Source organism: Bradyrhizobium sp. CCGB12 (genome assembly GCF_024199845.1).
In the GTDB taxonomy this organism is placed as follows: Bacteria; Pseudomonadota; Alphaproteobacteria; order Rhizobiales; family Xanthobacteraceae; genus Bradyrhizobium.
Genome location: NZ_JANADO010000001.1, coordinates 7,346,954 through 7,368,276 on the forward strand (window position 1 = coordinate 7,346,954; position 21,323 = coordinate 7,368,276).

General features: G+C 63.5%; 22 protein-coding genes. 16 read left to right on the plus strand and 6 right to left on the minus strand.

The window, feature by feature from the left end; translation table 11 throughout:
* The first annotated feature begins 53 nt into the window (after positions 1-53).
* Positions 54-251, plus strand: a complete 198-nt coding sequence (locus NLM27_RS33595) for a Trm112 family protein (protein ID WP_166811546.1) — start codon at positions 54-56, stop codon at positions 249-251.
* Between the two features lie 64 nt (positions 252-315).
* Here NLM27_RS33595 and NLM27_RS33600 read toward each other — a convergent pair whose 3' ends face one another.
* Positions 316-1,215 carry an outer membrane protein gene (locus NLM27_RS33600; RefSeq protein ID WP_254147361.1) on the minus strand — a complete coding sequence of 300 codons (900 nt, stop codon included), beginning with the start codon at positions 1,213-1,215 and terminating at the stop codon, positions 316-318.
* Positions 1,216-1,318: 103 nt separating this feature from the next.
* On the opposite strand from NLM27_RS33600, the gene NLM27_RS33605 reads away from it, so the two are divergent.
* Positions 1,319-2,267, plus strand: a protein-coding gene (locus tag NLM27_RS33605) for an IS630 family transposase (protein WP_254141712.1) whose coding sequence is annotated in 2 segments (ribosomal slippage) — positions 1,319-1,654 and positions 1,656-2,267 — 948 coding nt in all. Because the reading frame shifts where the segments join, the coding sequence is not laid out codon by codon here.
* A 128-nt stretch (positions 2,268-2,395) separates the two neighbouring features.
* Here NLM27_RS33605 and NLM27_RS33610 read toward each other — a convergent pair.
* Positions 2,396-3,616, minus strand: coding sequence for a ubiquinone biosynthesis hydroxylase (locus NLM27_RS33610; protein ID WP_254147362.1), 1,221 nt, complete (start codon positions 3,614-3,616; stop codon positions 2,396-2,398).
* 207 nt (positions 3,617-3,823) lie between these two features.
* Here NLM27_RS33610 and tesB point away from each other — a divergent pair, with 207 nt between their 5' ends.
* Positions 3,824-4,687, plus strand: a complete 864-nt coding sequence (tesB, locus tag NLM27_RS33615; RefSeq protein WP_254148996.1) for an acyl-CoA thioesterase II — start codon at positions 3,824-3,826, stop codon at positions 4,685-4,687.
* Between the two features lie 52 nt (positions 4,688-4,739).
* Here tesB and NLM27_RS33620 read toward each other — a convergent pair whose 3' ends face one another.
* On the minus strand, positions 4,740-5,639 hold the full coding sequence (locus NLM27_RS33620) for a DUF4339 domain-containing protein (RefSeq protein WP_254147363.1): 900 nt from the start codon (positions 5,637-5,639) through the stop codon (positions 4,740-4,742).
* A 247-nt stretch (positions 5,640-5,886) separates the two neighbouring features.
* On the opposite strand from NLM27_RS33620, the gene NLM27_RS33625 reads away from it, so the two are divergent.
* The 12 genes from NLM27_RS33625 to xth all read left to right on the plus strand — a co-directional run bounded on the left by NLM27_RS33625 (position 5,887) and on the right by xth (position 17,560).
* Entirely contained in the window at positions 5,887-6,225 is a 339-nt protein-coding gene (locus NLM27_RS33625) for a P-II family nitrogen regulator (RefSeq protein WP_028176997.1), read from the plus strand.
* A 132-nt stretch (positions 6,226-6,357) separates the two neighbouring features.
* Positions 6,358-7,659, plus strand: coding sequence for an ammonium transporter (locus NLM27_RS33630; RefSeq protein ID WP_254147364.1), 1,302 nt, complete (start codon positions 6,358-6,360; stop codon positions 7,657-7,659).
* Between the two features lie 39 nt (positions 7,660-7,698).
* Positions 7,699-8,013 carry a helix-turn-helix transcriptional regulator gene (locus NLM27_RS33635; RefSeq protein ID WP_254147365.1) on the plus strand — a complete coding sequence of 105 codons (315 nt, stop codon included), beginning with the start codon at positions 7,699-7,701 and terminating at the stop codon, positions 8,011-8,013.
* Positions 8,010-8,363, plus strand: a complete 354-nt coding sequence (locus tag NLM27_RS33640) for an SRPBCC domain-containing protein (RefSeq protein ID WP_254147366.1) — start codon at positions 8,010-8,012, stop codon at positions 8,361-8,363. The genes NLM27_RS33635 and NLM27_RS33640 overlap by 4 nt, the downstream gene beginning before the upstream one ends.
* 37 nt (positions 8,364-8,400) lie before the next feature.
* Positions 8,401-9,003, plus strand: a complete 603-nt coding sequence (locus tag NLM27_RS33645) for an ATP-dependent Clp protease proteolytic subunit (protein WP_254147367.1) — start codon at positions 8,401-8,403, stop codon at positions 9,001-9,003.
* Between the two features lie 328 nt (positions 9,004-9,331).
* Positions 9,332-9,670 carry a P-II family nitrogen regulator gene (locus tag NLM27_RS33650; protein ID WP_008142813.1) on the plus strand — a complete coding sequence of 113 codons (339 nt, stop codon included), beginning with the start codon at positions 9,332-9,334 and terminating at the stop codon, positions 9,668-9,670.
* Between the two features lie 37 nt (positions 9,671-9,707).
* Positions 9,708-11,156 (plus strand): ammonium transporter, encoded by a 1,449-nt coding sequence (locus NLM27_RS33655; RefSeq protein WP_254147368.1) that lies wholly within the window; start codon positions 9,708-9,710, stop codon positions 11,154-11,156.
* A gap of 202 nt (positions 11,157-11,358) precedes the next feature.
* On the plus strand, positions 11,359-11,763 hold the full coding sequence (locus tag NLM27_RS33660) for a GFA family protein (protein WP_254147370.1): 405 nt from the start codon (positions 11,359-11,361) through the stop codon (positions 11,761-11,763).
* Between the two features lie 229 nt (positions 11,764-11,992).
* The gene (locus NLM27_RS33665; RefSeq protein WP_254147371.1) at positions 11,993-13,207 is read left to right on the plus strand and encodes an aminotransferase class I/II-fold pyridoxal phosphate-dependent enzyme; all 1,215 of its coding nucleotides are present in this window, start codon (positions 11,993-11,995) and stop codon (positions 13,205-13,207) included.
* A 9-nt stretch (positions 13,208-13,216) separates the two neighbouring features.
* A complete protein-coding gene (locus NLM27_RS33670) occupies positions 13,217-15,700 on the plus strand; it encodes a DNA translocase FtsK (protein WP_254147372.1) in 2,484 nt (827 codons plus the stop codon).
* A gap of 153 nt (positions 15,701-15,853) precedes the next feature.
* On the plus strand, positions 15,854-16,612 hold the full coding sequence (locus NLM27_RS33675) for an outer-membrane lipoprotein carrier protein LolA (protein WP_254147373.1): 759 nt from the start codon (positions 15,854-15,856) through the stop codon (positions 16,610-16,612).
* Positions 16,613-16,744: 132 nt separating this feature from the next.
* Positions 16,745-17,560 carry an exodeoxyribonuclease III gene (xth, locus tag NLM27_RS33680; protein WP_254147374.1) on the plus strand — a complete coding sequence of 272 codons (816 nt, stop codon included), beginning with the start codon at positions 16,745-16,747 and terminating at the stop codon, positions 17,558-17,560.
* Between the two features lie 113 nt (positions 17,561-17,673).
* Here xth and NLM27_RS33685 read toward each other — a convergent pair whose 3' ends face one another.
* From NLM27_RS33685 to NLM27_RS33695, 3 genes are all read right to left on the minus strand, one after another.
* Complete coding sequence (locus tag NLM27_RS33685; protein WP_254142551.1) at positions 17,674-19,284, minus strand: IS1182 family transposase; 1,611 nt, start codon at positions 19,282-19,284, stop codon at positions 17,674-17,676.
* Between the two features lie 76 nt (positions 19,285-19,360).
* On the minus strand, positions 19,361-19,804 hold the full coding sequence (locus tag NLM27_RS33690) for a cyclic nucleotide-binding domain-containing protein (protein ID WP_254147375.1): 444 nt from the start codon (positions 19,802-19,804) through the stop codon (positions 19,361-19,363).
* 59 nt (positions 19,805-19,863) lie between these two features.
* Entirely contained in the window at positions 19,864-20,550 is a 687-nt protein-coding gene (locus NLM27_RS33695) for a response regulator transcription factor (RefSeq protein ID WP_007598630.1), read from the minus strand.
* 235 nt (positions 20,551-20,785) lie between these two features.
* Between NLM27_RS33695 and NLM27_RS33700 the strand changes: the two genes are divergently transcribed.
* Positions 20,786-21,322, plus strand: coding sequence for a L,D-transpeptidase (locus NLM27_RS33700; RefSeq protein ID WP_375142330.1), 537 nt, complete (start codon positions 20,786-20,788; stop codon positions 21,320-21,322).
* The last annotated feature ends 1 nt before the right edge of the window (position 21,323 follow it).

The window sequence follows — 21,323 nt, forward strand, 5'->3', positions numbered from 1 at the left end:
ACACCGCCGGGACATCTGTGCTAGAGGCCTTGGCGACTGCCGGAGAGTTGAGAATGAACACGCCCACCGAACGCCCCGAAGCCAGCGTCGATCCCAAATTGCTGGAGATTCTGGTGTGCCCGCTGACCAAGGGCCCGCTGGAGTTCGATGCTGCAAAGCAGGAGCTGATCTCGCGCAGCGCCAAGCTCGCTTATCCGATCCGCGACGGCATCCCGATCATGCTGCCGGAAGAGGCGCGCAAGATCGATTGATGGAAAGCGTACCGGGCCGTCTACCGTTAAGGTGATCCTGTTCTAACCGGAGTATTCTGAGTACTCAGTGCTTCGCAACGGCTCCGCCGCTGAACTGATAGTTCAGCCCAACCCGAACGAAGTCATAACCCTGATGCACGAAGTTGTACTTCGTCATGACCCCCGGGCTGCTCGGGGGAGATGGACTGACGAGCGTAACGGAGTTTCCGGGAAGGTCGATGTGGAGCCACTCTAGTTTTGCGGTCCATCGGTCGGCGAACCGCCACTCCCCACCCAGGCCGGCTGACCAGCCGACCGATGTCTGCCGGCTGCTTCCCGAATAACAGTTCGGCGGCGATCCAGGAGCGTTGGAGCAGGCAAAGGTGAAATTGCCGCTGGGATCAGAAAAACCGGTCGCCACGTTAATACCCGGGGGTGGGGTCAAGCCGATTGAAGCGCTTGTGTTCGTCTGTCCATAGGCCAGGCCTCCCGTGCCGTAGAGAAGCAAGTCGGGTGTGGCCAGAAAGCCCAGCCGGGCGCGCACCGTTCCGAACCACTCAAGATTCCGGGTCGTGTTCGAGGTAAACTGAAGGTTGGGAATGGCTGTAGCTGCCGAGCGGATGTCGGAGCCGTGTATGTCAGACCATTGGATGTCGGCTTCGATGCCGGCAACGAAGCGATCCGACAACTGCCAATTGACGCCTGCTTGTCCGCCCGCCATCGCGCCTTCCTGCGCGAACCTGGTATCGAAGGATCCGGGCGGGAGGACCACCGCGAAGAGAAGCGCCGATGCGGGATCGACTGCCACGTTCGAACTCGTGGCATCGCTCCAGCCATACCCGGCGTTCAGCCCGGCGTAAAAACCGGTCCAGCTGGCGACCGGAGCAGCAATCGATGAAGGCGTCTTGGCAGGCACATCTGCCGCAAATGCAGGAATGACCGACGCCACAAAAAAGATCGCGGCAAGTTTGGCAATTTGTTGCATTCCGATTCCCTAGAGCCTTTCATTGCTTAATTGAATCGGAGGGGATTCCGGTTTTTGGCGGATTGTGATTCAAGATGCTGACTGGATTGGAGGCCAGCATCGCATGACCCGACCTCTTTCCCTGGATCTTCGCGAGCGTGTGGTGGCTGCGGTTTTGGCGGGCGAGAGCTGCCGGTCTGTGGCGGAACGGTTTGGTGTTGCGGTCTCGTCGGTTGTGAAGTGGTCACAGCGGCAGCGGGCGACCGGCTCGGTTGTGCCTGGCAAGATGGGCGGTCACCGCAAGCCTGTGCTCGATCCGCACCGCGCCTTCATCGTCGAGCGGATCACTCAAACGCCGCACCTGACGCTGCATGGTCTGAAGGCGGAACTGGCAGCCCGTGGGGTCAAGGTCTCACACAACGCGGTCTGGCTGTTCCTGCGCCGGGAAGGGCTGCGGTTCAAAAAAAACACTGTTCGCCCTCGAACAGGCTCGCGCCGACGTCTCGCGTAGGCGCCAGCGTTGGCGATCCTGGCAGGCCGGACTTGATCCGGGCCGGCTCGTCTTCATCGATGAGACCTGGATCAAGACCAACATGGCCCCTTTGCGGGGCTGGGGCCCCAAAGGGGCACGCCTGCGCGGCTTCGCCCCACACGGTCACTGGCGTACCCTCACATTCCTCGGCGCGCTCCGCCATGACCAACTCACGGCACCCTGCGTCTTCGACGGCCCGATCAACGGCGAATGCTTCCGCGCTTATGTGAAGCACCTTCTCCTGCCAACCCTGCGCGAAGGCGACATCGTCATTCTCGACAATCTCGGAAGCCACAAGTCCAAAGCTGTCAGGCAGATGATCCAGGCTGCTGGCGCCAGGCTCTGGTACCTGCCGCCATACTCGCCCGACCTCAACCCGATCGAACAGGCCTTCTCCAAGATCAAACACTGGATGCGGCAAGCTCAGAAGCGCACCATCGAGGACACTTGGCGCCACATCGGTCACCTCGTCCACGACATCCAGCCTCGCGAATGCGCCAACTACTTCGCCAACGCCGGTTACGCTTCAGTCAAAATGTGAAACGCTCTAGAGCTTCGAAAGCATAGCAGAAAAAGTTCCGTTGAGCACAGAGCATTCTCCCTGGGATCATGGAGTCCGATCTGAGCTCCGCTCCGCTGCGCTTGTCCGGGACGGCGAGAGAAGAGGGCCTACAACGCCTCGCCCTTCAGCAGCCGCGGCACCTCGCCAGTGAGGCCGGCCGCCTGGCGGATGAAGAGATTCTTCAACGGCGGGGCGCGATCGACGAGGCCGAGACCGATGTCGCGGACGGTGCGCAGCAAGGTCGACTGGTTGGAGAACAGGAAGTTCAGCGAGTTGGTGGCAACGCCCATCGCCATGGTGTCGAACCGGCGCCAGCGCTGGTAGCGTTCGAGCACGTCGGCGCCGCCGATGTCCATGCCGAGCCGCGCCGAATCGACGACCACCTCGGCCAGCGCCGCGACGTCCTTCAGCCCCATGTTGAGGCCCTGGCCGGCGATCGGGTGGATGACATGGGCGGCATCGCCGACCAGCGCGAGGCGCTCGGCGATGAAGGAGCGCGCGACGAAATAGGACAGCGGAAACGCGCGCGGCTTGTCGAGCGCCTTGACCTCGCCGAGATGCAGACCGAAGCGCTGCTCGAGCTCGCCGTGAAATTCCGCTTCGCTCAGCGCGATGATGCGCGCGGCCTCAGCTCGGCGCTCGGTCCATACCAGCGAGGAGCGTTTTCCCGAGAGCGGCAGGATCGCGAATGGGCCCGCGGGCAGAAAATGCTCTTCGGCGCGGCCCTCGTGATCGCGCTCGTGACCGACGGTGACGACAATGCCGGACTGGTCATACTCCCAGCCGTGAGTGACAATCCCGGCGCGCTCGCGCAGCTTTGATCTGGCGCCATCGGCAGCGACCAGGAGGCTCGCCGCGACCACGCTGCCATCGCCAAGCGTCACCTCGATGCCTTCGGGGCGCGCATCGTAAGACGACACCGTGGTGGCGCGCAGATCGACGCCCTCGGCTTCCGCACGCACCACCAGAGCGTCGATCAAGCGGCGGTTCTCGATCATATGCGCGAAGGGCTCGCCCGGCGCGACATCGCCGGCGAAGTTCAGGAACACCGGGCGGGTGGCGTCTTCCAGCCTGGAATCAGTGACGACCATGTCGAGGATCGGCTGCGCTTCGCCGCGAACGTCGTCCCAGGCCCCGACGGCCTCGAACAGGCGGCGGCAGGCCGCCACGATCGCGGTGGCGCGCGGGTCCCGGCTCGGACGCATGCTGAGCGCGGGATCGGCGACGATGACGGGAATCTCGGGCCCGAGCCCCTGGCGCAGCGCCAGGGCCAGCGCCAAGCCTGCAAACGCGCCGCCACCAATGACAATGCTACCCTGTACCGACATACCCAGCGTTCCCGGCCAAATTCCTGGTCTTGCTAGCAGACTTGAGGTGGGCGAAACAGTGCGGTGAAACAAGGGCGGAACGGGTCCGTTCCGTCATTCCGGGGCGCGCGCAAGCGCGAGCCGGACTCCAGAGGTTTTCAGCCCGAGATTCCGGGCTCATCGCTGGCGCGATGCCCCGGAATGACGAAATTCTTTGAAAGCACCATCATGTCCAAAAGCCTGATCGACCTCATTTCGATCCTCGACCTCGAGCAACTCGAGGTGAATTTGTTTCGCGGCAACAGCCCGAAGACGAGCTGGCAGCGGGTCTTTGGAGGCCAGGTGATCGGGCAGGCGATGGTGGCCGCCTGTCGCACGGTCGAGGGACGGCTGCCGCATTCGCTGCATTGCTATTTCATCCTGCCGGGCGACCCGCAGATCCCGATCATCTACCAGGTCGAGCGTTTGCGCGACGGCAAGAGCTATTCGACGCGCCGCGTCACCGCGATCCAGCACGGCAATGCGATCTTCTCGATCATGGTGTCGTTCCACGCCGAGGAAGAGAGCGCGTTCGACCATCAGGACAAGATGCCCGACGTGCCGCCGCCGGAAAAGCTCACGGCGGAGGAGGTGGCCAAGCAGCCGATGTTCAAGGAGATGCCGGAGTTCATCCGCCGCTATTACGAATCCGACCGTCCGATCGAGCTGCGACCGGTCGAGCTCGGGCGCTATTTCGGCCAGAAGATCGACGATGGCCGCATCCATGTCTGGATCAAGACCGCGGCGACGCTGCCGGACGATCCGGCGCTGCACATGTGCGCGCTCGCCTACGCCTCGGACTTCTCGCTGCTGGATGCGATCATGGCGCGCTATGGCCGCACGCTGTTCGACAAGCGCATGATGCCGGCGAGCCTCGACCACGCGATGTGGTTTCACCGCCCGTTCCGCGCCGACGAATGGCTGCTCTACGCGCAGGATTCGCCGAGCGCGCGAGGCGGCCGCGGCCTGACCCGCGGCTCGATCTTCAAGCCGGATGGCACGCTGATCGCCTCCGTCGCGCAGGAAGGCTCGGTGCGCGAGCGCAGGAGCTGATTATCTGCTGATCATCTCAGGCCCGGCGCTCGTCGCGCTTGAGATTTCTCGATCACGCCGACCCGCGCGGCGCGAGCTCGGTCTGCGACGCGAACCAGTTCATGATCCAGCGATACACCCACGGGATCGGGATGATGAGGCTGCACAGGATTGCAGCCACGATGCCCCGCCAGAGGATCCCGAGACCACTGCCCTTGAAGATGATCTCGCGCCGTGTGCCTTCGATGCTGCGGCAGAACCAGCGCATCTGCGCCGCGGCGACCCAGGCCCAGCCGATGATGGTGATGATCGAGATCGCGAACAGCAGGTTCCAGCCGACATAGGCCCAGATCGAGCCCGTGAAGGCCAAGCCCAGCGGCTGATCGTTGGAGGCGAGGTTCGCGACCATCCATTTGATCAGGAGCCAGTAGAGGACGATCTGCACGATGAACAGCAGGTTGCTCAAGATCTGGCTACCGATGAAGGCGATCACGATCGCCAGAACGATGAAGCCGAAATACCACGGCAGCAGCGTCATCGCATTGCCGGTGAAGCTGAGGTTCGGCCGCCCCGGAACCCTCACGCAGGACACGATCCATTTCGTGTACCAGACGAACACCCACGGCGCCGGGATGACGAGGATCATGCCGATCAGCAGGACGATGCTGCGCCAGGTGAACTCGAGGATGCCGAAATCGACCGAGAGCGATCCTCCGCTGCCGGTCGCAGCGTAGCCGTCAGCGCCGCCGTAGCCGCTCCCGCCCATCATCGGCGGACCGCCGGTCGGGACCATCGGCGGCGCGCCGCCGCCGATCAGGCCGGGAATTTCGGCGGCCTTCTGCCAGCCGGCCATGCCCTCGGTCCAGACCAGGGTGTCCGGGCGCACGACGCCTTGGGCGACGAGGTCGCGAAATTGTCCCTCCGGAAAGGGCCCCTGCTGCTTGCCCTCGGATGCGTAGAACCAACTCGCCATGTCGCGCCCCCTCAAACATACTTATGTACCGGCCGGGATGTTTGGGTTCACCGCATCCATGCCAAAAATGCATTGTGAAGGATGAACAGCTGCCCTGTACAGAGGCGGTCGTTCACATGGCCTCCCTTGGCCAAACGTTTTTCCGCTTCAATCTGCAAGTTTTTTGTGCCATTTGCCCGGAAAGATGCCAGATTGACGCAGCGCCGGGGACATACGGCGCGGCGCATCCCGGGGAATAGGTCTGACCATGAAACTCGTCGTCGCGATCATCAAACCCTTCAAGCTCGATGAGGTCCGCCAAGCCCTGACAGCGATCGGCGTCCACGGCATGACCGTGACCGAGGTGAAGGGCTATGGCCGTCAGAAGGGCCACACCGAGATCTATCGCGGCGCCGAATATGTCGTGAACTTCCTGCCGAAGCTGCGCATCGAGATCGCCGTTGCGTCCGACGTCGCCGACAAGGCGGTCAGCGTGATCACCGCGACCGCGCGCACCGGACAGATCGGTGACGGCAAGATCTTCGTCACGCCGATCGACCACGCGCTGCGCATCCGCACCGGCGAAACCGACAGCGACGCGCTCTAGCTTTTTGTTTGACGCGTTTTCTTTGTGCGAACCGGCATCTGCTTCGCTCGAAAACGCTCTGATGCATCTTCTTCGATCGCACCGGGCAACGGCGCCACAGCGTGCGACGTCATCACTGCTGGGGGAGACGACATGGCGGGATATTTGCGCCGCGCAGCTACTATGGCTGCGCCGATCGGATTTGCGTCGGTTGTGGCATCACCCGCGCACGCCGCGGCCAGCGAGATCAACACCGCCGACACCGCTTGGATGATCGTCGCCACCGCGCTGGTGCTGATGATGACGATCCCGGGACTTGCGCTGTTCTACTCCGGCATGGTGCGCAAGAAGAACGTGCTCGCTACCATGGCGCAGAGCCTCGCCGCGGTGACGATGATCTCGATTCTCTGGGTTGCGTTCGGCTATTCGCTGTGCTTCGTCGGCGATGGCCCGTGGATCGGCACGCTCGACCGCTGGTTCCTCGCGGGCATGACCATGGACAGCGTCAACCCGGCGGCCAAGACCATCCCGGAATCGCTGTTCATGCTGTACCAGATGACGTTTGCGATCATCACGGTGGCGCTGGTCGCGGGCTCGGTCGCCGACCGCATGCGGTTCTCCGCCTATCTGTTGTTTTCCGTTGGCTGGTTCATCTTCGTCTACATTCCATTGGCGCATTGGGTGTGGGGCGGCGGCTTCCTCGCCAGCATGGGCGTGCTGGATTTCGCCGGCGGCCTCGTCGTGCATCTGTCGGCGGGCACCGCGGGCCTCGTCGCCGCCAAGGTGATGGGGCGCCGTCACGGCTATGGCACCGACAATCTGTCGCCCTTCGATCTGTCGCTCGCGGTGATGGGCACCGGCCTATTGTGGGTGGGCTGGTTCGGCTTCAATGGCGGCTCGGCCGGCGCGGCCAATTCGCGCGCGGTGATGGCGATCATCGCCACCCATCTCGCCGCCTGCTCCGGCGCGCTGACCTGGGGCGCGATCGAATGGTCGACCCGACGCAAGCCTTCCGTGCTCGGCATGATCTCGGGTGCTGTCGCGGGCCTCGGCACCATCACGCCGGCCTCCGGATTCGTGGCGCCCTGGCACGGCATCGTCATCGGCATCGTCGCCGGCGCGGTTTGCTATTGGGCCTGCACCTGGCTGAAGCACCGCTTCAAGTATGACGACTCCCTCGACGTGTTCGGCGTCCATGGCATCGGAGGCCTGACCGGCACCCTGCTCGCCGGGGTGTTCGCAACCAGCGCCATCGGCGGCACCGCGGGCCTGATCGAGGGCCATCCGCAGCAACTGTTGATCCAGCTCTATGGGGTCGCCGTCACCTTCGTCTGGTCGGCAGGTGTGAGTTTTGTTCTGCTCAAACTGGTCGGCTTGTTCGTGCCGTTGCGTGTTTCGCGCGAGCACGAGCTCGAGGGGCTCGATATCTCGCAGCACGGCGAGGCTTTACAGTAAGGGCTTGCGCAACACATAAGCGTATGCTTATGTGTTTTCATGATCGAGGCAGATATCTTCAAGGCGCTTGCCGACCCGACGCGCCGCAAGGTCTTTGAGAAGCTCGCTGGCGGCAGCCTGAACGCCAGCGCCTTGCGCGACGGATTGGAGATCAGCCAGCCGGCGATGTCGCAACATCTCGCCGTGCTGCGCGCGGCAGGCCTCGTGCGCGAACAGCGGCAGGGCCGCTTTGTGAATTACGAAGTCGACCCGGACGGAATCGTCGCCATCGGGGCATGGCTTGCGCGTTATCGCGCCTACTGGCCGAAGCGCATGGGTGCACTCGCCGACCTCTTGAAGGATATGGATCAATGAGCGATGCCGAGAAGCCTGACCGTCCCGACGCAAAGCTGGTGCTCGAATTCGATTTCGATGCACCGCCGACAAAAGTCTGGCGCGCCGTGACCATTCCTGAATTGCGCGAGCGCTGGCTGCCGAATTGCGACCTTGCGGGCGCCGAGCCGGAATCATCGATCCCGGGCGAAGAGGTGCGCTACCGGCTTCGCGATTCCGAACCGCCGTTTCGCGAGAGCCACGTCATCTTCCGGATCGAACCGAACGAGGACGGTGGCACGCGCTTTCGCATCATCCAGCAAGCCTGCGACGATCAGATCAAGCTGCCGCAGCCGGCCAACACCAATTGCTGCATGATGATAGCGGCCTAGCAAACGACTTCATCACCTGCAGACATGGAGGTCGCCGATGCGCGACATGCTTCAGCTCGTCCCTATGGTCGTCGAACAATCCGCGCGCGGCGAACGGTCCTTCGACATCTACTCGCGGCTGCTGCGCGAGCGCATCATCTTCCTCAACGGCGAGGTCAATGACGCGATGTCGGGCCTCGTCTGCGCGCAACTCTTGTTCCTGGAGGCGGAGAACCCAAACAAGCCGATCAATCTCTACATTAATTCCTATGGCGGCGTGGTCACCAGCGGGCTCGCCATGTACGACACCATGCAGTTCATCAAGGCGCCGGTTCACACGCTGTGCATGGGCACCGCGCGCTCGATGGGCTCGTTCCTGCTGATGGCCGGCGAGCCCGGCCACCGCGCCGCTTTGCCCAACGCAAGCCTTCACGTGCATCAGCCGCTCGGCGGCTTTCAGGGCCAGGCCTCCGACATCCTGATCCATGCCAACGAAATGCAGGAAACCAAGCGGCGCATCATCCGGCTCTATGCGCACCATTGCGGACGGACCGAAGAAGAGGTCGAACGGACCCTGGACCGCGACCGCTTCATGACTGCGCAGCAGGGAGTCGAGTGGGGGCTGGTCGATCGGGTTTTTGCCGAGCGCGAAGCGGCCTGACGCCAGCCCCGTAACGGGGCATCCCACCGTAGTTAGATACCTCTAACTGCCCGGCGCATGAGCAACATTGTGTCGACAGCCTGTCATGCCTGCGTTTTGAGCAGCCGTGACCACGTTTTGAGCGCGACGTAATAGCGCACTGCACCGCGGTCCCCCTCAAACGCGAAAACACCTGTATTCATAATCCGTTAGGCAAACGCGCCCGATCTGGCACGGCATTTGATTCTATGGGTCCCGGCTGTGCCCGCGTAGTGAACTTCTCCCTCGTGGCGAACCAGTCGAGAACGCCCGGCCATGTCCGGACCGGGCCCAAGCGGGGATAGGACCCATGAAAATTGTTATGGCGATTATCAAGCCATTCAAGCTGGAAGAAGTCCGAGACGCCCTGACCGCCATCGGCGTTCACGGTCTCACGGTGACGGAAGTCAAGGGATATGGCCGCCAGAAGGGCCATACGGAAATCTACCGCGGCGCCGAATATGCCGTGAGCTTCCTGCCCAAGATCAAGATCGAGGTCGCTGTCGCCTCCGACCAGGTCGACAAGACCATCGACGCCATCACGTCCGCCGCGAAAACCGGGCAGATCGGCGACGGCAAGATCTTCGTCATCAACCTCGACCATGCGGTGCGCATCCGCACCGGCGAGGCCGACGCCGCGGCCCTCTGATTTCGCGCTCAACCTTATCCAATCAGGAGTGAATACAATGACGTTTAAGCGTCCCTATGGCGCGGGACTGGCGGCTCTCGCAGTCGGCCTGTTCGCTGCGACCGCAGCCTACGCCGAGCCAACGGTCAACAAGGGAGACAACGCCTGGATGCTGACATCGACAGTGCTGGTGCTGTTGATGACGATCCCCGGCCTCGCGCTGTTCTATGGCGGCCTCGTCCGCTCCAAGAACATGCTCTCGGTTCTGATGCAGGTGTTCTACACCGTCTGTGTCGTCACCGTGATCTGGGCCGTGTACGGCTACAGCCTCGCCTTCACCGGCGGCTCCGACTTCATCGGCGGCTTCTCCAAGGCCTTCATGATGGGCGTCACCACCGACTCGAAGGCTGCGACCTTCTCGGTCGACGCCAACATCTCGGAGCTCATCTACATGTGCTTCCAGATGACCTTCGCGGCGATCACGCCCGCCCTCATCGTCGGCGCCTTCGCCGAGCGCATGAAGTTCTCGGCGATCGCGCTGTTCATCCCGCTCTGGGTCACGCTGATCTACTTCCCGATCGCGCACATGGTCTGGTACTGGCCGGGCCCGGACACGATCCAGGACGCGGCCAAGGCGCTTGCTGCGGCGGGTGATGCGGCGGCCAAGACCGCGGCGCAGGCCAAGCTCGACGAGATCAACGCCGACGCCGGCTGGATCTTCAAGATGGGCGCGATCGACTTCGCGGGCGGCACCGTGGTGCACATCAACGCCGGCATCGCAGGTCTCGTCGGCGCTCTCCTGATCGGCAAGCGCGTCGGCTACGGCAAGGAGCTGATGGCCCCGCACTCGCTGACCATGTCGATGATCGGCGCCTCGCTGCTCTGGGTCGGCTGGTTCGGCTTCAACGCCGGCTCCAACCTGGAAGCCAATGGCGGCGCTGCGCTTGCCATGACCAACTCCTTCGTCGCCACCGCAGCCGCTGCGCTGTCGTGGATGTTCGCGGAGTGGATCATCAAGGGTCATCCCTCGGTGCTCGGCGTCATCTCCGGCGCGGTCGCGGGCCTCGTCGCAGTCACGCCTGCCGCCGGCTTCTCCGGCGTGATGGGTGCGATCGTCCTCGGCCTCGTGGTCGGCGTGGTCTGCCTGTTCTTCTGCACCGTCGTGAAGAACGCGCTCGGCTACGATGACTCCCTCGACGTGTTCGGCGTCCACTGCGTCGGCGGCATCGTCGGCGCCATCGGCACCGGCATCCTCGTCAACCCCGCCCTCGGCGGCGCCGGCATCATCGACTACACCGCGATCCCGCCGAAGGTCGCTGATTACGACTTCACCGTCCAGGTGCTCGCTCAGCTCAAGGCCGTCTGCACCACGCTGGTGTGGTCGGGCGTCGGTTCGGCGATCCTCTACAAGGTCGTCGATGTGATCGTTGGTCTTCGCACCAATGTCGAGAGCGAGCGTGAAGGCCTCGACATCACCGAGCACACCGAGCGCGCCTACAACATGTAACTCTCCTCCCGGCCGCGGTCTCTCCGGGGACCACGTCCACACCTACGGTTCGGGCACATACCCGGCAATGCCCTGACCGTTGAGGGGCTCCAGCGCAAGTTGGAGCCCCTTTCTTTTTGCCGGCGTGCCGAAGAAAAGGATTGCCATTCCAGATTGCCGGCGCAGAAATATCGACCTCAAGAACAACAATCGGGAGGTCGTCATGCGTTTAGAAGGCGGATGCTATTGCGGCGAAGTGCGCTACGTGGCCGAGGGCGATCCGATGATGCAGGCCCAGTGCCATTGCCGCGAGTGCCAATACATCTCCGGCGGGGCGCCCAACACCTTCATCGCGATGCCGGCGACCGGCTTTTCCTACATCACCGGCCAACCCAAACAGTTCACGCGCAAGGACCTCGAGCGCGCCGTTACGCGCGAATTCTGCGCCGAGTGCGGTACGCATCTGTTGACCCGGGTTCCAGGCCTGCCCGCCGCGATCGTGAAGGTGGGCACGCTGGACGAACCGGCGCAGTTCCAGCCGCAGATGGCGATCTACACCTGCGACAAGCAGGCGTTTCACGCGATTCCCGCGGGCATGGCGGCATTCGAGAAGCTGCCGGGGCGCTAGGCCCCCGCCGCAACCGGGATGCGTTGCGTTTGCCGGCCCGCGCCAATGCCGGCCTGGCATGAAACGCCATGCATCCCGTTGTTATCCGACCTCATTATTCCCGCTCTGGACGGAGCCGGCGGCCGATGGTTAATCGCGTCTTAACCTCGCCCTATCTATGGTGAACTGAACCGCTTCCCGCCGGCGCCTTTGGTAGCGACCGGCAGTTCCAAGAGTGCTGGCGCCCAGAATGGCTATGACCGCTTCATCCCGTGCGCCGCAGACCGGTGGAAGCTCCGACACCGAACGCTCGCCCTTCGTCCGGCTGAACGAGTTGCTGGCGCCGCATCAACCCGGCAAGCCCTTGATTTCGCTGGCGGTCGGCGAGCCACAGCATCCCGTGCCCGACTTCGTCGGCCCGGTGCTGGCCAAGCACATCGCCGACTTCGGCCGCTACCCCATGAATCAGGGCACCGACCCGTTCCGGAAAGCCGCGAGCGCCTGGTTGTCGTTGCGCTTCAACCTGCCGCGGTCGCTCGACCCCGCGAGCGAGATTCTCGTCCTCAATGGCAGCCGCGAGGGGCTGTTCCTCGCCGCGATCACGGCGGCACGCTATGTCGGCCCGCGCCCCGGCAAGCCCGCAATCCTGATGCCGAACCCGTTCTATCCCGTCTATGGCGCCGGCGCGCGCGCAGCGGCTTGCGAGCCGGTCTATCTGCGCACCACCGTCGACAATGGCTTCCTGCCGGATCTCGAGGCCATCGACGAAGCAACGCTGGCGCGCACGGTGGCGTTCTATCTGGCCTCACCCGCCAATCCGCAGGGCTCGGTCGCCACGCCTGACTATTTCAGCCGGTTGAAGCAGCTCGCCGACCGCTATGGCTTCGTGATCCTCAGCGACGAGTGCTATTCGGAGATTTACACCCGCGAGGCCCCAGGCAGTGCGCTCGAATGCGCCGGTCCTGATTTCACCCGCGTGGTTGCGTTCCAGTCGCTGTCGAAGCGCTCCAACCTTCCGGGCCTGCGCGTCGGCTTCGCCGCCGGCGACAAAAAATTCATCGGCATGTTCCTGGAGCTGCGCAACATCGCGGCGCCGCAGGTGCCGGTGCCGCTTCAGCATGTCGCGACCGTCGCTTACGGCGACGAAGCGCATGTCGAGGAGAACCGCAGGCTCTACCGGATCAAGTTCGATCTCGCCGACCAGATCATCGGCAACCGCTACGGCTATCGCCGGCCCGACGCCGGCTTCTGCGTCTGGCTCAACACGTCCGAGATCGGCGACGACGTGTCGGTGTGTCTGAAACTTTTCAAGGAAGCAGGCGTGCGCGTGGTGCCCGGCAGCTTTTTGGCGCGACAGCAGCCTGACGGATTCAATCCCGGTGCAGGCTACATTCGCCTGGCGCTGGTGCAGGATGGCGAGACCACGGCGCAGGCGCTGCACCGCCTGGTCGAAACTCTGGGTTAGGCGGGGCCCATGAGCATGTCGGCAATCGAACGTGTCATTCCACTGGTCGGCCATCTGCCGCCCTCGATCCGCGAGGGTCTGGCGCGGCGCCTGCGCGAGCTGACCGGCCTCGGCTTGGTCGCGCTGGCCGGCGTCGCCTCGGCCGCTCTGATGACCTGGTCGGTGCAGGATCCCAGCCTCAGCCACGCGACCTCGCGGCCGATCCGCAACATTCTCGGCTATGCCGGCGCGATCGGCGCCGATCTTGCGATGCAGATCCTCGGGCTTGGCGCGATCATGCTGGTCCTGACGGTCGCGGTCTGGGGCTGGCGCATGATGACGCATCGCCCGTTCGACCGCGAAGCGTTGCGGCTCGGCGCCTGGATTCTCTGCACGGTGATCGCGGCGGGCTTCGTCAGCTGCTGGCCGCATGGCGGTACCTGGCCGCTGCCGACCGGCCTCGGCGGCGTGGTCGGCGACGCCCTGGTGCGCGCGCCCGCTGTGATCTTCGGGCCGGCTGGCACGATCTATCGCATCGTGCTGGGGACGATCCTGTTCGCCGCGATGGCCGCGACCTTCCTGATCGCCTGCGGTCTCGGCGCGCGCGAGCACGACGAAGAGCTCGCGGAGATCGAGGACAGCGACAAGCCGCTCGACGAAGACGAAGAGAACGATCGCGGTTCGGTGTCGCTGGGCTGGCTGTTCCACGCCTTGATGAGCACCAAGGCGCGACTGATCTGGCTCTTCAGTGCCGCTTACCGTTCGCTGGTCTCGAGCGGACCGAAGACCAAGGCCACCGCATTCAGCCGCCAGGAGCCGAATCTCGGCGCTGGCCGCGCCGCCCCCTCGATCTCGCCGCAGTCCGAAGACGAGGACCACGAGGACGAGCACGAGGAAGAAGAAGGGGAAGACGAGGAGGAGGAAGAGGAGGAGCCGGCCGCGCGCGCCCCGCGCAAGAAGGCCGCACCGAAGGCCGCTTCCAAGAAATCCTCCGACAGGTTCGAGCTTCCGTCCGTCTCCGTGCTGGCCGCGCCCAAGGCCGGCGATCGCCAGCCGCTCAGCAAGGCCGAGCTGGAAGCCAATTCGCGCTCGCTCGAAGGCGTGCTGCAGGATTTCGGCGTGCGCGGCGAGATCGTGAAGGCCAATCCGGGTCCCGTCGTCACGCTGTACGAGCTGGAGCCGGCGCCCGGCATCAAGTCCTCGCGCGTGATCGGACTTTCCGACGATATCGCCCGCTCGATGAGCGCGCTGTCTGCCCGCGTCGCGGTCGTGCCCGGGCGCAACGCCATCGGCATCGAATTGCCGAACGCACACCGCGAGAAGGTCTACCTGCGCGAGTTGCTGATCGCAAAGGAAGCGACCGACACGGTTGCCAAGCTGCCGCTCTGCCTCGGCAAGACCATCGGCGGCGACCCCGTCATCATCGACCTCGCGCGCACGCCGCACATGCTGATTGCCGGTACCACCGGCTCGGGCAAGTCGGTCGCCATCAACACCATGATCCTCAGCCTGGTCTATCGGCTGCGTCCGGACCAGTGCCGGCTGATCATGGTCGATCCGAAGATGCTCGAACTCTCCGTCTATGACGGCATTCCCCATCTGCTCACGCCCGTCGTAACCGATCCTAAGAAGGCGGTGGTCGCGCTGAAATGGGCCGTGCGCGAGATGGAAGAGCGCTACAAGAACATGGCCAAGCTCGGTGTGCGCAACATCGACGGCTACAATACGCGCCTGCTCGAATTGAAAGCCAAGGGCGAGGAACCGACACGCACGGTGCACACCGGCTTCGATAAGGAAACCGGCAAGGCGATCTACGAGGAAGAGAAGCTCTCGCTGGATCCGCTGCCCTACATCGTCATCATCGTCGACGAAATGGCCGACCTGATGATGGTCGCCGGCAAGGACATCGAAGGCGCGGTACAGCGGCTGGCGCAGATGGCGCGTGCCGCCGGCCTGCACGTGATCCTGGCGACGCAGCGTCCGTCAGTCGACGTCATCACCGGCACCATCAAGGCGAACTTCCCGACCCGCATCGCCTTCCAGGTCACCTCGAAGATCGACAGCCGCACCATCCTCGGCGAAATGGGTGCCGAGCAGCTGCTCGGGCAGGGCGACATGCTCTACATGGCCGGCGGCGGCCGTATCAGCCGCGTGCACGGACCTTTTGCCTCCGACGAGGAGGTCGAGAAGGTGGTGCGCCACCTGAAGACGCAGGGTCAGCCCGAATATCTCGAAGCTGTTACCGCCGAAGAGCCGACCGAGGACGAGGATGGCGCGGTGTTCGACGCCACCGGCATGGGCGGGGATGGCGGCGGCGATCTCTTCCAGCAGGCCGTTGCCATCGTCAAACGCGACCGCAAGGCCTCGACCAGCTACATCCAGCGCCGCCTGCAAATCGGCTATAACCGCGCCGCATCGCTGATGGAACGAATGGAACTGGAAGGCATCGTCGGCCCCGCCAACCACGCCGGCAAGCGCGAGATTCTGGTCGAGGAAGAAGACAGCCATATGTGAGGCGAGGGGCCTCAACACATCATTTCACGCAAAATCGATATCTGCTTTTGCCCGAAATCACGCTAAAAAGGCGCCCAGCCACGTTAGGACGACGCGTTGATCAGACATCCGGACATTCGATTCGCTGCCTCCATCGCTGCGCGAAGCGCGCGCGTGGCCGGCGTGCTTCTCGTCACCGCCGCGATGGTGACCGCATCGTCGTTCGCGCAGACCGTGCCCGTGCCAAAACCCGCGCCGAAGGGCCGCGATGGCGGCCCGGCCGCTGGCGGGCCTGCGATCACCGGCGCGACGCAGACGCCGCCGAATCCGATCATTCCGGATCCGCGCCGCAACGTGCCGAGCAGCATCTTCCAGACCTTCGATGCCAACCAGAAGGCGCAAGCCGCCAAGGTCAGCGCCTATCTGTCCTCGCTGTCGACGCTGGTCGGGAATTTCGTCCAGGTCGGCCCCGACGGCAGCAAGACGCAGGGCGATTTCTATATCCAGAAGCCCGGCAAGATGCGCGTCGAATATGACGCCCCGAGCCCGATCGACATCGTCGCCGACGGCTCTTCGGTGGTCGTGCGCGACCGCAAGCTCGCGACGCAGGACGTCTATCCGCTGTCGCAGACGCCGCTGCGCTTCCTGTTGTCGGATCGCATCGATCTGATGAAGGACACCAACGTCGTCAGTGTGACCGCGGACGACCTCTTCATCAGCGTCACCATCGAGGAGAAACAGGCGCTGGTCGGCACCAGCCGCCTGTTGCTGATGCTCGGCGCCAAGGACGGCCAGTTGAAGCAGTGGACGGTGACCGATCCGCAAGGCTACGACACCACCTTCGCGGTCTATAATCTGGACACGAGCAAGAAGCTCGATCCCAGCATGTTCAAGATCGACTTCACAAATTACAGCGTGCCGTCACCGGGTTGAGACCCGATGGCTGCGCCGATGATCGACATGCCCGGGCTTGTCCCGGGCATCCACGTTTTTGGGCCCCAGAAAAAGGCGTGGATGGCCGGTTCAAGCCCGGCCATGACGGATGGAGTTTGTTAGATCGTTCCCATGCGTCTTTCCCTGACAACCTGGAACATCAATTCGGTGCGGCTCCGCATCGATCTGGTCGCGAAATTCCTCAAGAGCGCGCGGCCGGACGTGTTGTGCCTCCAGGAAACCAAGTGCATCGACGATGCCTTTCCGCTGAAGCGCTTCAAGCGGCTCGGCTATGAGCATGTCGCACTGAACGGACAGAAGGGCTATCACGGCGTCGCCATCGTCTCGAAGATTCCGTTCGAGTCGACGGACATCCGAACCTTCTGCGACAAGGTGGATTCGCGTCATATCTCGGTGTCGTTCGGCGAGAAGGCGAGTATCGCAAAGCCGCTGGTGCTGCATAATTTCTATGTGCCCGCCGGCGGCGACATTCCCGATCCCGCGCTCAACGAGAAGTTCGACCACAAGCTTCGCTTCCTCGACGAGATGAAGGCGTGCGAGCCGCTACATCCGCGCGGAGATGACCGCCATATCCTGGTCGGCGATCTCAACGTCGCGCCGCACGAGAACGACGTGTGGTCGCATAAGCAGCTCCTGAAGGTGGTCTCGCACACACCTGTCGAAACCGAGAAGCTGAAGGCGGCGCTGACGGCCGGCGAGTGGGTCGATGTCGCGCGCGAGCGCATTCCGATGTCGGAGAAGGTCTATACGTGGTGGAGCTACCGCTCCGCCGACTGGACCGTCGGCGATCGCGGCCGTCGGCTCGACCACATCTGGGTCTCGCGCGCGCTGAAGGATGCGGTCGAGGATTTCAAGATCTTGCGCGATGCGCGGAGTTGGGAGCGGCCGTCGGATCATGTCCCGGTGACGGTGACATTGGACGTCTAATCTCGGAAAGTTCGTAGCCCTGATGGGGCGCAGCGAAATCCGGGACAATCTTTCCGTAGGCGCGATTCCCGGATTGCGCTTCGAGGCTGGGCAAGTATTTGTTTGGGCGCGGCTTACGCGGCATATCGGAAAATTGGACGGATTTGGGCTCGGATTGGCGCTGGAGCGGGCCGTATCCGGGTGATGATGTCGGTGATGTCGGTGATGGCGTTGAGCAGCAAGAGTGCCAAATGCGGAAGCCGGCTTGCCAGATAGGCCATGAAGGCGTCGAGGCCGAGAATGCTGAGGACTCGGGAGAAATTGTAGCAAAGCGCCATCAGGCTCCATTCGCCACAGACTTTGTCGAAGCCGCGGACGAGGAAGTGGCGGTAGCCGGCCCGGCATTTGATGGTGCCGAAGGGGTGTTCGGCGAGTTCGGCGCGGCGGCGCATCTGGGCCTCGGCGCCCTGCATCCGCGCGCGATGCCGATCCAGCACCGCTTCATGCTCCCAGCGCTGGACGGTGCGCGTCGGGATCTTGACGGTGACACAGCGCGCGCGCAGCGGGCAGGCGTCGCAATCTGACTTGCGGCTGACATACCTGATCTCGATCCGGTTGCCGTTGGTCTTGCGACCGTCCGTGGGACGCAGCTGCTTGCCGGCGGGACAGCGATAGACATCCGCTTCGGCGTCGTAGGCGAACGCCTCATGGCTGATGCGATCCTGCGCTTCGAGCCGCGTGGTTCGCTTGGCCAGCGGAACGTAGGCGGCAATGCCGTTCTCCTCGCAGTCCTTGAGCGTATGGCCGTTGTAGTAGCCGGTATCGGCGAGAACCGTCAGCGTCTCGACGCCAAGCTCGTCCTTTGCGGCCTTGGCCATGTCGTAAAGCTGGCCGCTATCGTTGCCGTCGTTGACGACCTCGCTCGCCGCGATCAGAGCGTGCTTGTCGTCGACGCCGATCTGAACGTTATAGCCTGCCACCACCTGGCCGTTCTTCGACAACAGGCGGGCATCCGGATCGGTTCGCGACAGCTGCGTCTGCCCGCTCTCCTCCAGTCGTGCCAGATCGGCCTGCAAGCTGGCGCGCTTGGCCATCAACGCCGCCACCTCTTGTGCGAGGTCTCCGCCGCGACTGCCATCGCCTCCGCCATCCCGCCCCGCGGGTGGACGTTCCACCTCGGCGCTGTCGTTGGCCTCGAGCGTGGCACCATAGGCTTCAATATCCTGCTCGATCTCCGCCAGCCGCTTGGCGAGCTTGCGCTGCGTTTTGATGCTCGCCTTGCTGGCGTTGCCATCAAAAAACGCACCGTCGATCGCCACAACCTCTCCGCCAATCAGACCGAGTTCGCGCAGCATCAGCACAAACTCCCGGTTCACCGCCTTGAGCGTCTTCCAGTTCTCCTGGCGGAACTTGGCGATGGTGCGATAGCCCGGCACCAGGCGCTTCATCAGCCAGATCAGTTCCAGATTGCGCCGGGCTTCGCGCTCCAGGTTGCGCGACGACCGGATCCGGTTCAGGTAGCCATAAAGATAAAGCTTCAGCAGGTCGGCCGGGTCATAAGGTGGCTGTCCAGCCCCGCCGCTCGATCCGGCATGGCGGAAGCCAAGCTTCCCGAGGTCAAGCGCTGCAACAAAAGCCTCGATCACCCGAACCGGATTGTCGCCGGCCACATAATCTTCCACCCGCGCCGGCAGAAGGCTCGGCTGATCCCGCCTGACGCCGGTTTTGAAGGTACGATTCGTCATGCCGAATCCTACCTTCACTCGATGTTAGAATCTTGCCCAGTCTCTTCGCTCCATCCGGGCTACCGGCTTCGACCGCTCAAGACGTCAGCTTCGCGCCCGCCATCAGGATATCGCTGGCGATCTGGCTGGAGCGCACCGCGAATTCGTCGCGCAGACGCAGCGCGGCGGCGGGGTCGCTTTCGAGCACGCGCTGGAACAGGCTGCGCGCAACGCGGATGACGGAGGCGTGCTCCAGCGCGACCGCGCTCGAGGGCCGTTTCATCGGCACCACCAGCGCGAGCTCGCCGATCAAGGCGCCGGGACCGGCGATCATTTCGGCGCCGGCACCGTCTTCGACCCGAAAGGCGCCGCGCTGGACCACGAAGCCAGCGTCGGCATCATCGCCGAGATTGAACAGGACGTCGCCGCGAACGAAGTTGCGCTGCTCGGAGCCGATCGCCAGCATACGCAACGAGGCATCTCCCAACAGGCGCAATGTCGGGACACGCTCGAGAAGCGCTACATCGTCGTCGATTGACATTCAGGTCCGAGGCTCAGAGGCAGGCGATCTAGAACGATTCGCACGGCCCCCGAAGCGTATCACGGCACCAGCTTGTAGCCACCGGCTTCCGTGACCAGGATTTCCGGGTTGGCGGCGTCCTTCTCGATCTTCTGGCGGAGACGGTAGATGTGGGTTTCCAGCGTGTGAGTGGTGACGCCGGAATTGTAGCCCCAGACCTCCTGGAGCAGCGTCTCGCGCGAGACCGGCATCTGGCCGGCCCGGTAGAGGAAACGGAGGATTGCAGTTTCCTTCTCCGTCAGCCGCACCTTGCGCGCATTGGCCGCGGTCAGCATCTTCGAGCCCGGGCGGAAGGAGTAGGGGCCGACCGAGAACACGGCGTCCTCGCTGGCCTCGTGCTGGCGGAGCTGGGCGCGGATGCGGGCGAGCAGCACGGCGAAGCGGAAGGGCTTTGCGACATAATCGTTGGCACCGGATTCCAGCCCCAAAATCGTGTCGGAATCGGTGTCGTGGCCGGTCAGCATGATGATCGGGGCCTTGAAGCCGCCCTTGCGCAAGGAGCGGACCACCTCGCGGCCGTCGGTGTCGGGCAGGCCGACATCCATCAGAACGAGATCGGGGGCATTGGCCTTTGCAGCGCTCGCGCCCTTGGCGCCGGTATCGACGGCGGACGCTTCAAATTCTTCGTGCAGCGACAATTGCTCCACCAACGTATCGCGCAGATCGGTATCGTCATCCACGATCAGGATCTTGCGGGCATTGGCCATAGGGGGTCATCCTTTTGGGTCCGGCTTGGCGCGCATCCATGCCGCACCCAGCCGCGAGGGGAAGTTTTGGGGTCGCCGTTATTATTGTTGTTCGTGTTGAAGTAGTGGGCTGTTACCGATTCACAAGCCAGAAGCACTCTAACCCAGAATAGCAGGGCGTTTCGATGAATGTCCTGTAATGAATTCGACATCGCACGTTCACATGAAAAACAAAGCTATGTCAGTTAGTTACACCATGAATCGAAGTGCCGGACCGCTGTCTGCGATCCGCGTTAAGCCTGCTGCCGGTAATCCGCGCCGGGGCTGGCTCACGGCCGGAGCACTGACGATACCGGTGGCGCTGGGGCGCGGCGGCATTCTCGCCAACAAGCGCGAGGGCGATGGCGGCACCCCGCGAGGCAGCTTCCGTCCCCAGCGATTGTGGTGGCGCGGCGATCGGCACAGCCGCCCGCAGACGTTCTTGCCGGCCCGGATCATCACCGGCGCGGACGCCTGGTGCGAGGACCCCAAAGACCGCCATTACAACCAGGGCATCCGGCTCGGTGAGGGGCAGGGCGGCGACCGGCTCAAGCGGGCCGACCATCTCTATGACTTCATCATCGAGATCGATCACAATACGCGGCCGCGCATTGCCGGACGCGGCAGCGCGGTGTTCTTGCATCTGGCCCGCGACAATTTCGGCCCGACCGCAGGCTGCGTGTCCATGACGAAATCTGCGATGCTGCAATTGTTGCGACGAGTGGGACCAAGAACAAGAATCATCATCGGGTGAG